General features: G+C 70.2%; 10 protein-coding genes. All 10 read left to right on the top strand.

Translation table 11 applies throughout. From position 1 onward, the window contains the following. Positions 1-13 precede the first annotated feature (13 nt). The 10 genes from C8E99_RS05790 to C8E99_RS05745 all read left to right on the top strand — a co-directional run bounded on the left by C8E99_RS05790 (position 14) and on the right by C8E99_RS05745 (position 13,097). Entirely contained in the window at positions 14-1,756 is a 1,743-nt protein-coding gene (locus C8E99_RS05790) for a Mur ligase family protein (RefSeq protein WP_115931490.1), read from the top strand. Then, entirely contained in the window at positions 1,753-3,279 is a 1,527-nt protein-coding gene (locus C8E99_RS05785; protein WP_115931489.1) for a UDP-N-acetylmuramoyl-tripeptide--D-alanyl-D-alanine ligase, read from the top strand. Before C8E99_RS05790 ends, C8E99_RS05785 begins: the two co-directional genes overlap by 4 nt. Further along, complete coding sequence (gene mraY, locus C8E99_RS05780) at positions 3,276-4,379, top strand: phospho-N-acetylmuramoyl-pentapeptide-transferase (protein WP_115931488.1); 1,104 nt, start codon at positions 3,276-3,278, stop codon at positions 4,377-4,379. The genes C8E99_RS05785 and mraY overlap by 4 nt, the downstream gene beginning before the upstream one ends. Beyond that, positions 4,361-5,920 carry a UDP-N-acetylmuramoyl-L-alanine--D-glutamate ligase gene (murD, locus tag C8E99_RS05775; protein ID WP_115931487.1) on the top strand — a complete coding sequence of 520 codons (1,560 nt, stop codon included), beginning with the start codon at positions 4,361-4,363 and terminating at the stop codon, positions 5,918-5,920. Before mraY ends, murD begins: the two co-directional genes overlap by 19 nt. Before the next feature lie 11 nt (positions 5,921-5,931). Next, complete coding sequence (ftsW, locus tag C8E99_RS05770; RefSeq protein WP_115931486.1) at positions 5,932-7,206, top strand: putative lipid II flippase FtsW; 1,275 nt, start codon at positions 5,932-5,934, stop codon at positions 7,204-7,206. After that, positions 7,203-8,384 carry an undecaprenyldiphospho-muramoylpentapeptide beta-N-acetylglucosaminyltransferase gene (gene murG / locus C8E99_RS05765; RefSeq protein WP_115931485.1) on the top strand — a complete coding sequence of 394 codons (1,182 nt, stop codon included), beginning with the start codon at positions 7,203-7,205 and terminating at the stop codon, positions 8,382-8,384. The genes ftsW and murG overlap by 4 nt, the downstream gene beginning before the upstream one ends. 20 nt (positions 8,385-8,404) lie before the next feature. Then, complete coding sequence (gene murC / locus C8E99_RS05760) at positions 8,405-9,871, top strand: UDP-N-acetylmuramate--L-alanine ligase (RefSeq protein WP_115931484.1); 1,467 nt, start codon at positions 8,405-8,407, stop codon at positions 9,869-9,871. Continuing rightward, the gene (locus C8E99_RS05755) at positions 9,868-10,626 is read left to right on the top strand and encodes a cell division protein FtsQ/DivIB (protein ID WP_115931483.1); all 759 of its coding nucleotides are present in this window, start codon (positions 9,868-9,870) and stop codon (positions 10,624-10,626) included. The genes murC and C8E99_RS05755 overlap by 4 nt, the downstream gene beginning before the upstream one ends. 224 nt (positions 10,627-10,850) lie before the next feature. Further along, positions 10,851-12,065: a cell division protein FtsZ gene (gene ftsZ, locus C8E99_RS05750; RefSeq protein ID WP_115931482.1), complete on the top strand. Its 1,215-nt coding sequence runs from the start codon at positions 10,851-10,853 to the stop codon at positions 12,063-12,065. Between the two features lie 30 nt (positions 12,066-12,095). Continuing rightward, a complete protein-coding gene (locus tag C8E99_RS05745) occupies positions 12,096-13,097 on the top strand; it encodes a purine nucleoside phosphorylase YfiH/LACC1 family protein (protein ID WP_245952106.1) in 1,002 nt (333 codons plus the stop codon).

The following is a 13,097-nucleotide window of genomic DNA, read 5'->3' as shown; positions in this document are numbered from 1 at the left end:
GGACTGCCAGACCATGACTTCACCCCTGACTCCTGCCGAGCAGGATGCTGCCTTCCGCCCGGACCACACGGACCCGCTGGACTGGAACGACCTCATCGAGGCTCTCAATCGCTCTGGCCTGCCCGTCGAACTCTCCGGCGTGGACAGCGGACTGCCCGGACAGCCCGGCCCCGCCGGGATCGCGATGGACTCCCGTGCGGTGCGAACCGGCGACCTCTACGTGGGTGTGCCCGGTGCCAACCGCCACGGGGCGGAGTTCGCCGCGTCCGTCGTGGCGGCCGGGGCGGTCGGGCTCCTCACGGACCGGGAGGGGGCGTCGCTGGCCGGTGACCTGCCCACCGGCACCCCGGTGCTGGTGGTGCGGAACGTGCGCGACGCCGTCGGGCCGGCTGCCGCGGCCATCTACCGGAATGCGGGGGTAGGCCCGCGGATGTACGGGATCACCGGCACGAACGGCAAGACGACCACGGCCTACTTCCTCACCTCGCTGCTGGAGGCGTGGGGGGAGACCACCGGCCTGATCGGCACCATCGAGATCCGCGCCGGACGCCGCACGGTCCCGAGCAGCCTCACCACGCCCGAATCCACTCAGTTGCACGCGCTGATGGCGTTGATGCGCCAGGAACAGGTCAGTTCGGCCGCCATGGAGGTCTCCTCCCACGCCATCAGCTACCGCCGGGTCGCTGGCCTGCATTTCGCGGTCGCCGGGTTCACCAACCTCACCCAGGACCACCTGGACCTGCACGGCTCCATGGAGGAGTACTTCGCCGCGAAGGCGGGCCTCTTCGACGCCCGACGGACCGGCCGTGCCGTCATCACCCTGGACGGCGGTCCCGATGCCCCGGACCATGACGGCGCCACCTGGGGGACCAGGATGGCCGCTGCCGCCGGCTGCCCCACCGCGACCCTGTCCCTGGGGCCGGCGGCCGACCACGGGGGCACGGCGCTGACGGGTGCGGACTGGACCGTCACATCCCTCGAGGGCATCGGCCTCGGGTACCGGTTCACGCTGCTCCATGCCGCCAGCGGCCGTATCGTCACCGCCTCCACCGGGCTGCCCGGCCGTTTCAACGTGGCCAACGCTGCGCTGGCCGCCGTCATGGTCTTCGAATCCCTGCCCGGCACCGAGTGGGACGCCGTGTCCCGCGTGCTGGACGCGCCGGTGGGCCAGGGGCCTTTCGCCACGGCCGTGCCCGGGCGCATGGAAGTCGTCAGCCAGTCCCCGGACGGCATCGTCGACTTCGCCCACAATCCGGACGGGATGGTGCGTGCCCTGGAGTCCGTCCGGGACGCCCGCCAGGCTGCCGGGAACACCATCGGACGCACGATCCTCGTGTTCGGCGCCACCGGCGACCGGGACCGGGCCAAGCGCCCGGTGATGGGTCGCATCGCGGCCGAGTGGGCCGACGTCGTGATCGTCACCGATGACGACGCCCACACCGAGGAGCCCGCGCGCATCCGGTCCGAGGTGCTCACCGGCGTGCGGAAAGCGGCCCGTCAAGCCGCCGGCACCGGTCGCGAGGTCGAGATCCACGAGGCCGCGCCGCGCCAGGACGCCATCGACCTGGCCGTGTCCTTGGCCACACCGGCCGACACGGTGCTGCTGGCCGGCCGCGGCCATGAAACCGTCCAGGACATGGACGGAGTGGTCGTCGCCCTGGACGACCGGATGGAACTGCGGGCCGCCCTGGCACGGCACGGCTTCGGGCCCTCATCGGATTCTCATGGGCACGGACGTAAAGTTGACAGGTCATGATCGAACTCACCGCAACCGCCGTCGCCGAGGCCACGGGAGGCACCCTCACTGCCTCCGTGTCGCCCGGAGCCACGGTCGACTCCGCCACCACCGATTCCCGGGAGGCCGCCGCCGGCACCCTGTTCATCGCCAAACCCGGTGAGCACGCCGACGGGCATGACTTCATCCCCGCTGCCCGCGCCGCCGGGGCCACACTCATCCTGGCGGAGCGTCAGACAATGGATGCCGAGGGCCGGCCGGACCCTGCAGTCATCGTGGACGACGTGGTGCTGGCCATGGGACGTCTGACCACGCACATCGTGCAGCGGATCCGTGAGCATTCGCCCACCACGGTCATCGGCATCACCGGCTCGGCCGGGAAGACCACCACAAAAGATCTGCTGGCCACCATCCTGGCCACGGCGGGTCCCACCGTGGCACCGCAGAATTCCTACAACGGTGAGGTCGGCGTCCCGCTCACCGTGTTCCGGGCCGCCCTGGACACGCGCTACCTCGTGATCGAGATGGGTGCTGACGAGGTGGGCAACATCGAGTACCTCTCCTCCATGGTCCAGCCGGACATCGGGGTGGTCCTGATGGTCGGTTCCGCTCACGCCGGCAAGTTCGGCGGGGTCGAGAACATCGCCCGGACCAAGGGCGAACTGGTCGAGTCCCTGCCGTCGAACGGTTTCGCGGTGCTCAACCGGGACGATGCCCGTGTGGCGGCGATGGCCGCCCGCACCCCCGGACGCGTGGTCTGGTTCTCCGTGGAGGACGGCTCCTTCCCGCTGGTGGACGCGGACCTCGAGGCGGGTACCGCCGCCTTCTCCGCCCTGGCCGACTCCCTCACCACGAACGCCGATGAGCGGCCCGAGTTCGATCTGCGCATCGGTGCCGGCACCGGCGCCGAACCCCATCCCGTGGCCTCCGGCCTCATCGGGCGGCACCACGCCTCCAACATCACGGCGGCCGCGGCGGCGGCCGCCGCCGCCGGCCTGTCCGTACAGGCCATCGCCGCGGCGCTCAACGGCGCCGGCTCCACGAGCCGCCGGCGGATGGAGCGCACCGACCGGCCGGATGGCATCACCATCATCAACGACGCCTACAACGCGAACCCTGAGTCCATGCGGGCGGCCCTGCAGACCCTCGCCATGATGGGCCGGTCCACGGGACGGCGCACCTGGGCGGTGCTGGGGGAGATGCTCGAGCTGGGCGACTCCCGCATCAGAGAGCACACCGCGATCGGCACGGCCGTAGTCCGGCTCAACATCAGTCAGCTCCTCGCTGTCGGCCGCGGCGCCCGGCCGCTCTACACCTCCGCGGTGAACGAGGGGTCGTGGGGTGACGAGGTCGATTTCGCCGAGGACCTCGATGCCGCCGAGGAGCTGCTCCAGGGCAAGCTCGCCCCGGGCGATATCGTCTTGTTCAAGTCCTCTAACGGCGCCGGCCTGGGCGATCTGGGCGATCGGTTCGCACATGGTCCGGTCAGTCCGGGCCCCATGGATGTCCCGACCACCGGGGACCGGAAGGAGCAGAGCCAGTGATAGGCCTGTTGATCGGTGCCCTCCTGGGGCTCGTGCTGACACTCATCGGCACGCCGTTGTTCATCAAGTTCCTCGTCCGCCAGGGGTACGGCCAGTTCATCCGTGATGACGGGCCCACCTCGCACACGACGAAGCGCGGCACGCCGACCATGGGCGGAGCGGTCTTTGTGGTCGCCACCGTGCTCGCGTACTTCCTGACCCACTGGATCATGTCCGGTCTGCAGCTGGAGAACGCCGGGATCACGGCCTCGGCCATGATCCTGTTGCTGCTCATGGTCGGGATGGGCGTCGTGGGCTTCCTCGACGACTTCACCAAGATCTCCAACCAGCGCTCGCTCGGACTGACCCCCTGGGCGAAGATCGTCCTGCAGGCCGTCGTCGGCATCACGTTCGCCGTGCTGGCCCTGAACTTCCCCAACGAGCGCGGGCTGACCCCCGCCTCGACCGCCATCTCCTTCGTCCGGGACCTGCCGATCGACCTGGCCTTCGCCGGGCCGGTCCTCGGCGTGATCCTCTTCGTGGTCTGGTCCAACCTCATCACCACGGCCACCACCAACGCCGTGAACCTGACGGACGGACTGGACGGACTGGCCACCGGTGCCACCGCCATGATCACCGCCGCCTACATGCTGATCACCCTGTTCCAGGCGAACCAGTCGTGCGGGGTCACCGGCGAGGGGCCCGGCTGCTACGAGGTGCGTGACTCCATGGACCTGGCGGTGCTGGCCTCCATCCTCACCGGCGCCCTGATCGGGTTCCTGTGGTGGAACACCGCGCCGGCCAAGATCTTCATGGGGGACACCGGCTCGCTGGCCCTCGGCGGCGCCCTCGCCGGCTTCGCCATCATGTCCCGGACCGAACTGCTCGTGGTCATCCTTGCCGGGCTCATGGTCCTCATCACCCTCTCGGTGATCATCCAGGTCGGCTACTTCAAGATCTCCGGCGGTAAGCGCGTGTTCCTGATGGCACCGTTGCAACACCACTTCGAGCTCAAGGGCTGGGCCGAGGTCACCGTGGTCATCCGGTTCTGGATCATCGGTCTGCTCTGCGTGGCCGTCGGCATCGCCCTGTTCTACGGCGAATGGGTGCTGTCCCAGTGAACCCCGCAACCCCCGAATCCCGAACCGGCCCCACTGACCGCCTGGCCTCCCTCACCAGTTGGGACGCCGATTGGACCGGCCTGCGCGTCGTCGTCACGGGCCTGGGCCTGTCCGGCTTCGCCGCGGCGGACACCCTGGCGGAGCTCGGCGCCCACGTGGTGGTCGTCGACGGCCAGGAGAGCCCGGAACACCGGGCCAAGGCGGACACCCTGAAGATCGTCGGCGTCCAGGACGTGCTGCTGGGGGACCGGCACACGGCCGTGCTGCCCGACGTCGGCGGGCTGGCCCCCGAACTCGTCGTCACCTCTCCGGGGTGGCGGCCCAACCAACCCCTCCTGGCGGCCGCCGCCGCGGCGGGCGTCCCCATCTGGGGAGACGTCGAGTTGGCTTGGCGGGTCCGCGAGCGGGCCGGGCGCAAGACCGCGGACTGGCTGGTGGTCACCGGTACCAACGGCAAGACCACCACGGTCGGCATGGTCGAGTCCATGCTGTTGGCCGCCGGCCAACGGGCCATCGCTTGCGGCAACGTCGGCACGCCCATCCTCGACGCGATCCGTGATCCCGAGGGCTGGGACACCATCGCCGTGGAACTCTCCAGCTTCCAGCTGCACTGGACCCACCACATCGAGCCCGCCGCCTCAGCGGTGCTCAACCTCGCCGAGGACCATGTCGACTGGCACGGCTCCTTCGAGGCCTACTGTGCGGACAAGGCCAAGATCTACGAGCACACCCGCCTCGCCTGTCTCTTCAACGAGGAGCAGCCGATGACCATGCGCATGGTCGAGGAGGCGGACGTCCAAGAGGGCTGCCGGGCGGTCTCCTTCACCACCGACACCCCGGGGCGGTCCATGCTCGGCGTGGTGGATGGGCTCCTCGTGGACCGAGCCTTCCTGGAGGACCGGGCCAACCAGGCCCTGGAACTCGGCCAACTGCAGGACCTCGGCCCGATCGCTCCCCAGCACCAGGTCGCCAATGCCCTGGCGGCGGCCGGACTGGTCCGCGCCATCGGGGTGCCACCCGAGGCGGTGCGCGATGGGCTGCGTGCCTACCGACCTGGCGACCACCGGATCCAGCTGGTGGCCCAGGCCGATGATGTGCTGTGGATCAACGATTCCAAGGCCACCAATCCGCATGCGGCCGATGCGTCACTGGCGGCGTTCACGGACGTGGTGTGGATCGCCGGTGGCCTGCCCAAGGGCGTGAGCTATGACGAGCTCGTCACCCGCCACGTCGGCCGGCTTCGCGCCGTCGTGCTCATCGGTGCCGACCCCGGCGAACTCGCCGGGTCGTTGCGGCGACACGCGCCGGACATCCCGGTACTCTCCACCGCCGTGCGGGACACTGGAACAGACCCCTCGGACGGCCATCAGGCCATGGCCGCAGCGGTCCGTGAAGCCAACGCGGTGGCCCGGCCAGGGGACGTCGTCTTGATGGCGCCGGCAGCGGCGTCCATGGACCAGTTCGAATCCTACGCAGACCGAGGAAACGCCTTTATCGACGCCGTCGCCCGCCTCATGGAAGCCAAGGGGCTGGGCAGCTAAGGAGCCCTTGCATGGTGACCACACCCCACCGGTCCGTGTGGCGTCGGGCCTGGGGATTCCTCGAAGGCCAGGGCTCCAGCCGCACGTCGTACTTTCTGATCCTGGGTTGCACCGCGGCCTTGACCGTCATCGGCCTGGTGATGGTGCTCTCGTCCTCATCGGTCGAGAACATCGGGGAATCCACTGGATCCTATGACCTGTTCATCCGGCAGGCCATGTTCGCCGTGGTCGGGTTCGTGGGCCTGTTCGTCCTCTCTCGGCTGGGCACCGACCGTCTGCGATCCCTGGGCTGGCCCGCCATCCTGCTAGCAGTCTTTCTGCTGGCGCTGGTGCTGACACCCCTCGGCCACGAGGTCAACGGCAACAAGAACTGGCTGAAGATCGGCTCGTTCACGGCCCAGCCCTCCGAAGCCGCCAAGCTGGCCCTGGCCCTGTGGGCGGCCGTGGTCCTCGAGCGCAAGGCCAAGCTGATCGGCCAGCTGAAGCACTCCATCGTCCCGGTCATCTTCCCCGTGGGTGCCATCCTGCTCGGCCTGATCATGTACGGCCGGGACCTCGGCACGGCCATGGTGATCATGATGATCATGGCCGCCGTGCTGTTCCTGGCCGGAGCCCGACTGCGCTACTTCCTCATCGCCGGTGGCATCGGTGCTCTGGGGGCCGCGATCATGGCGCTGACCTCGGCCAACCGTGCCGTGCGCATCCAGGCCTGGCTGGGCAACTGCGAGTTCCCCACGGAGCCCTGCTACCAGCCGGACCACGGCATGTATGCCCTGGCCTCCGGGGGCTGGTGGGGGGTCGGACTGGGCCAGTCCCGCCAGAAGTGGAGTTACATCCCGGAGGCGGAGAACGACTTCATCTTCACCATCCTCGGGGAGGAGCTCGGTTTGGCCGGCACCTTGCTCGTGATCGGACTGTTCGCCGGTCTGGCCATCGGCCTGTTCCGGGTGGCGCGCCGCTCGACCTCCCTCTTCGTGCGGATCGCCACTGGCGGCATCCTCATCTGGATCGTCGGCCAGGCCTTCATCAACATCGCCATGGTCACCGGGCTGCTGCCGGTGATCGGCGTCCCGCTGCCCTTCATCTCCTACGGCGGCTCTGCGCTGACCTTCGTCCTGGCCGGCGTGGGCGTGGTGCTCGCCTTCGCCCGCGAACAGCGCCAGGAGGAGGAGGGGGCAGTGACAGCGGATGCCTCCAAGACCGCAACGACCGCCGCCCCCGGAACCTCCGGACCGCCCACACCCCCTGCCGGCGCCGCCCGCGCCTGGAAGAAGGCTCGATCATGACCGAACCGCTCCGCGTCGTCCTGGCCGGCGGTGGGACCGCTGGGCACGTCAGCCCCATGCTGGCGATCGCGCGTGCCCTCGAGGCGGCGCACACCGCAGGCGCGGACCTCACGCTGGCCGGCGACGCCGGGAAACTCGGCGTGCACTGCACCATGGTCGGTACCACTTCGGGCCTGGAGACCCGGCTCGTCCCGGGCGCCGGCTACGAGTTGGACACCATCGACCGGGTGCCACTGCCCCGCCGGCCCACCATGGACCTCGTGCGATTGCCCGTGCGACTGCGGCGGGCCGTCACCCAGGCCGGAGAGATCCTGGACCGCCGCCGTGCGGACGTGGTGGTCGGGGTGGGCGGATACGTCTCCACCCCCGTCTACCTGGCCGCCGTCCGCCGAGGCGTGCCGCTGGTCATCCACGAGGCCAATGTCCGCGCCGGGCTGGCGAACAAGGTCGGTGCCCGCAAGGCCGCCGTCGTGGCCACGGCCTTCCCGGAGACCGTCCTGCCGCGGGCCCAGGTCGTCGGCATGCCGATGCGCCGGGAGATCTCCACGCTGGACCGGGACGCGTCACGGGCCCAGGCGAGGAGGGCGCTCGGCCTGGACCCCGAGCTCGCCACGGTGGTGGTGACCGGGGGATCCTCCGGCGCCCTCAACGTCAACCGGACGATCGCCGCCGCGCTGCCCGACCTCTCCGCCGCCGGCCTCCAGGTGCTCCACCTGACCGGGCGGGACAAGCAGGTCCTGGACGAGGACGGCACCCCGGTCACCGCTGCGGGATACCACCAGCGTGAGTACCTCGACGGGATGGAACAGGCCTACGCGGCCGCGGACCTCATCGTCGCGCGGGCCGGCTCGGGCACCGTGCACGAACTCGCCGCCGTGGGCCTGCCAGCCGTCTTCGTCCCCCTGCCCATCGGCAACGGGGAGCAGGCCCTCAACGCCCGCGGGCTCGTGGCGGCAGGCGGAGCCCTGATGGTCCGGGATGAGGCGTTCACCGCCGACTGGATCCGGCGCGAGCTCCTCCCGCTCGCCCAGGACCCCGCACGGCTGTCCGCCATGTCCGTCGCCGCCCAGGCCCGGGGAATCCGGGATGCCGACAGCACCATGGCGAGGCTCGTCCTGCAGGCTGCCGGCGAGGCCCCATCTTCTTCCTCCAGCAACCACTCGGGAGACGCCTCGTGAACCCCCCGTCAACCCCAACGATGCCCCCTGCCCTGACCGACCTGGGGCGGGTCCATTTCCTCGGCCTCGGCGGGGTCGGCGTCTCCGGCATTGCCCGGATCATGCAGCAGCTCGGCGTCGAGATCTCGGGAACAGACGCCAAGGACCTGCCGGTCATGCGGGAACTGGAAACGGCTGGAGCCACCATCTTCGTGGGCTACGACGCCACGCACCTCGACCGCCTCGCCCAGGACGGCGGGGGAGCGGTGGGCACCGTCATCGCCTCCTCCATCGCCGGGCCGGGCAACCCCGAGTACGATGCCGCCGTGGACCGCGGGATCCCGGTGCTCCACCGCTCGGAGGGCCTGGCCGCGGCGATGTCCGGCCACCGGGTCCTTGCCGTGGCCGGCACCCACGGCAAGACCACCACGTCCTCCATGGCCGCCATGGCCTTCTCCGACGCCGGCGCCGACCCGACTTTCGCGGTCGGGGCCGCCGTGGCCGGGCTGGGCACCAACGCCGCGGCCGGCGGGGGCGAGTGGTTCATCGCCGAGGCCGACGAATCGGACGGCACCTTGCTGAACTACCGCCCGGAGATCGCCATCCTGACCAACGTGGAGGCCGACCACCTCGACTTCTACGGCTCGGTGGAGGCCGTCACCGAGGTGTTCCGGGATTTCATCCGGCTCCTCCCATCCGAGGGCGTCCTGGTGGCCTGCGCCGACGACGCCGGCGCACGGGAGGCCGCGGAATGGGCTCGCACCGAAGCCGTCGACGGCCGTCCGGCGCCCAGGGTGGCCACCTATGGATCGGACCCCGCACGGGCCGACGACCTGGTGCTGGTGAACAGCGAGTTGGCTGAGCTGTCCGGTGGCACCGGACAGCGGCTCACGTATCGGTGGGCGGATGGAACGACGACGGCCCTGACCTTGGCCGTGCCCGGGCGGCACAACGCGCTCAATGCGGCAGCGGTACTCCTGTCCGCCCGGCACGCCGGCCTCGACGTCGGTGCCGCGGCACGCGGGCTCGAGGCCTTCCGGGGCACGGCACGCCGCTTTGAGTACCGCGGTGAGGCCGCAGGAGTCCGGGTCTTCGACGACTACGCCCACCATCCGACCGAGGTGGCTGCCGCCATCGCCGCCGGACAGACTGTGGCCGGCGGCAACCGCGTCCACGTGCTCTTCCAGCCCCACCTGTTCTCGCGCACCCGCGACTTCGCGGAGGGCTTCGCCGCGGCGCTCTCGGCGGCGGACGGGGTACGGGTGCTGCCGGTCTACCCGGCGCGGGAGGAGCCGATCGAGGGGGTCGACTCCTCGCTCATCGCCCGTCGGGTCCACACCGCACTGCCCGGGTCGACGACCGTGCCCGCGGACGCGCCCGCGGCCGTCGCCTCCCTGGTGTCCGCGGTACAGCCCGGGGACGTCATCCTCACGATGGGAGCCGGGGACGTCACGGCCCAGGGCGGTGCGGTGCTGGCGGCCCTGACAGAGCAGGCGGGACGCGCGTGACAGACGAGCAGTCCGCGGACAATGTGGTCGAGTTTCCGGAGACGGAGGGACAGGCACGCAGGCGGCACCGCCGGTTGTGGTTGATCGGCGTGGCCGGTGCCCTGGTGCTGTTGGGCATCCTCGGGGCGGTGCTGTACTTCTCTCCGGTGCTGGCCATCCAGCAGATCAAGGTCACGGGTGCAGACCTCCTGGAACAGAGCCATGCGGAGGAACTGGTGGAGCCGGTCATCGGAGAGCCGCTGCCGCAGGTCGGCCAGCGGACCGTTGAGGACCTGGTGGCCGGGGAGCCGGCCGTGGACACGGTCCGGGTCCATGCCGAGCCCCCCAACTCGTTGTCGGTGGAGATCGTGGAGCACCAGCCGGTGGCCATGGTCCCGGAGGGGGAGGGTCACGTCCTGTACTCGGCGCGCGGGGAGGCTCTGGCCACCCTGTCCGAGGAGCGGGCCTCCACCTACCAGTTGCCCAGCGTGTCCAGTGCGGAGGATGTGAGCGATCCCGAGGTGTTCGACGCGATCACCTCGGTCCTGGGCACGCTGCCCGAGCCGATCCGCACCCGCATGGAGTCCGCCTCCGCGGAGACCGTGGACTCGGTCACCCTCCAACTGGCGGACGGCAGGACGGTTCTCTGGGGCAACGCGGACAAGGGAGCCCAGAAGGCCCAGGTCCTCGAGGCCCTCTTGAACGTTCCCGAGAACGAGGAGGCGCCGATCCAGGAGTTCGACGTCTCCACGCCGGCCCGGCCGGTGACCCGGTGACGTCCGGAATTCAGCGTCAGCTGGGGACACCTCGGCGACACACCGGACGCGGGTCTTTGCACGAACGCCGCCAGCACCATAACGTTTCAACCAGAAGACAGGTTGACATAACAATAACCTTCAACCTGAACGTTAAGCCAACCTGAGTGGCCGGGACGGGCGCTGGGCGTCACCGTCACCACCGGGTACCAAGACAGACAGACACCGAGCAAGGGACAAATACCGTGGCAGCACCGCAGAACTACCTGGCCGTCATCAAGGTCGTCGGCATCGGCGGCGCCGGCGTGAACGCCGTCAACCGCATGATCGACGTCGGACTCCGCGGCGTGGAGTTCATCGCCATCAACACGGACGCCCAGGCGCTGCTCATGAGTGATGCCGACGTGAAGCTGGACGTAGGCCGGGAGCTCACCCGCGGCCTCGGCGCCGGCGCCAACCCCGAGGTCGGCCGCCAGGCCGCCGAGGATCACGCCGAGGAGATCGAAGAGGTCCTGCGCGGCGCGGACATGGTGTTCGTGACGGCAGGCGAGGGCGGCGGCACCGGCACCGGCGGTGCTCCCGTGGTCGCCCGCATCGCCCGCTCGCTCGGCGCCCTGACCATCGGCGTCGTCACCCGTCCCTTCACCTTCGAGGGCCGCCGCCGCGCCACCTCGGCCGAAAGCGGGATCGACGCCCTGCGGGACGAGGTCGACACCCTCATCGTCATCCCGAACGACCGGCTGCTGTCCATCTCGGACCGCAACGTCTCCGTGCTGGACGCCTTCAAGTCCGCGGACCAGGTCCTGCTGTCCGGTGTCCAGGGCATCACGGACCTGATCACCACTCCGGGCCTGATCAACCTCGACTTCGCGGACGTGAAGTCCGTCATGCAGGGCGCCGGATCCGCCCTCATGGGCATCGGTTCGGCGCAGGGCGAGGACCGCGCCGTCAAGGCGGCCGAGCTGGCCATCGCCTCCCCGCTGCTGGAGGCCTCGATCGACGGCGCGCACGGCGTGCTGCTGTCCATCCAGGGCGGTTCCGATCTGGGCCTGTTCGAGATCAACGAAGCGGCCCGCCTGGTCCAGGAGGTCGCCCACCCGGAGGCCAACATCATCTTCGGCGCCGTCATCGACGACGCGCTGGGCGACGAGGCCCGCATCACCGTCATCGCCGCTGGCTTCGACCAGGTCGACGCCACCTCCGCACCGTCAGGCGGCTTCAACACCGGCACCAAGCCGCAGGGCCAGCAGTCCGGGCTGCCGGCCCAGAACGGTGCGGCGCAGGTGCCGAACCAGCCCGTCCCGAACCAGCCCGTCCCGGCCGCCCAGGAAGCCGCGCCGAAGCCCGAGACCTCCGGTTACCAGGCCGAGCCCGCCCAGCAGGACCTGCCGACCGTCGTCGAGCCGGACCTGTCCGGTGCCGGCCGTGATGATCTCGATGTCCCTGACTTCCTGAAGTAGTCAGCGGGCGACGACCGTGCCGGAGGCATCGTGACCAACCACCGGCGACCGGCCGGGGCCATGACGGCCCCGGCCGGTCCGTTCCTGTTCCGGGCCCATCCCGGCACCGACCTCGAGGTGGCCTTCACCAGCGTCGACGCCGGCAATCTTGCCTTCCATGTCAGCGGTACGCCTGCAGCGGGCACCAAGGACAACAAAGGCAACAAGGACAACAAGGTCAGCCAGCGCGACGACAGCATCGCGGGCGGCGACGGCGGCGCAGAGGACTCACGCGAGCGGGTCCGGGCGTCCCGCCGCGGAGTCGAGGCGGCCTTGGGCGTCCCTCTCGGACGCACCGAGTACCTCACGCAGGTGCACTCGGCGCGAGTGGTGACGGCTGCCGGCCGCGGCTGGGGTGAATCGCCCGCTGCGGTGGAGGCCGACGGGCTCGTCAGCCCGACCGGCCGGGATCCGTTGGCCATCATGGTGGCCGACTGCCTGCCTGTGGTGTTCGCATCCCGCCGCTCCCTGGAGTCACCCGCGGCCGTGGGCAGGGACGGCCGTTCAGCGGCGTCCGGGCCAGGGTCCGGCGGCGTGGGCCCCCTGGCCGGCCCGACAGCGGTCGCGCATGCGGGCCGGCGGGGCCTGCTCGACGGAATCCTGCAGAACACGGTGGAGAGGATGCGGCGCGAGGGCTCCGGCCACGGGCCTGGAGACATCCAGGCCTGGATCGGCCCGGCCATCTGCGGCCGGTGCTACGAGGTTCCAGAGCAGATGCGCCGGGACGGTACCGCGCAGATCCCCGCCACCCACTCCACGACCATGTGGGGGACCCCGGCACTGGACCTGCCGGCCGGAGCCCAAGCCGTGCTGGAATCGCTCGGCGTCACGGTGCACCGCAGCCCGGTCTGCACCCGGGAGGATCCGCGGCTCTTCTCGCATCGACGTGATCCCGGCCGAGGACGGTTCATCGGGCTGGTGTGGCGGGGCGAGGAAGGGCAGGGCTCAAAGCATTTTGAAGGTCGTGAAGGTCGTGAAGGTAGTGAAGGATGA

The organism is Citricoccus muralis (assembly GCF_003386075.1).
GTDB lineage: Bacteria > Actinomycetota > Actinomycetes > Actinomycetales > Micrococcaceae > Citricoccus > Citricoccus muralis.
Note: the sequence above shows the minus strand (reverse complement) of the source record. Positions and strands in the feature narration are given on the sequence as shown.

Excerpts from the sequence above, each read along its gene's own strand:
- C8E99_RS05790 (WP_115931490.1), top strand. The coding sequence starts at position 14 with ATGACTTCACCCCTGACTCCTGCCGAGCAGGATGCTGCCTTCCGCCCG.
- C8E99_RS05785 (WP_115931489.1), top strand. The coding sequence starts at position 1,753 with ATGATCGAACTCACCGCAACCGCCGTCGCCGAGGCCACGGGAGGCACC.
- murD (WP_115931487.1), top strand. The coding sequence starts at position 4,361 with ATGGGTGCTGTCCCAGTGAACCCCGCAACCCCCGAATCCCGAACCGGC.
- ftsW (WP_115931486.1), top strand. The coding sequence starts at position 5,932 with ATGGTGACCACACCCCACCGGTCCGTGTGGCGTCGGGCCTGGGGATTC.
- murG (WP_115931485.1), top strand. The coding sequence starts at position 7,203 with ATGACCGAACCGCTCCGCGTCGTCCTGGCCGGCGGTGGGACCGCTGGG.
- murC (WP_115931484.1), top strand. The coding sequence starts at position 8,405 with ATGCCCCCTGCCCTGACCGACCTGGGGCGGGTCCATTTCCTCGGCCTC.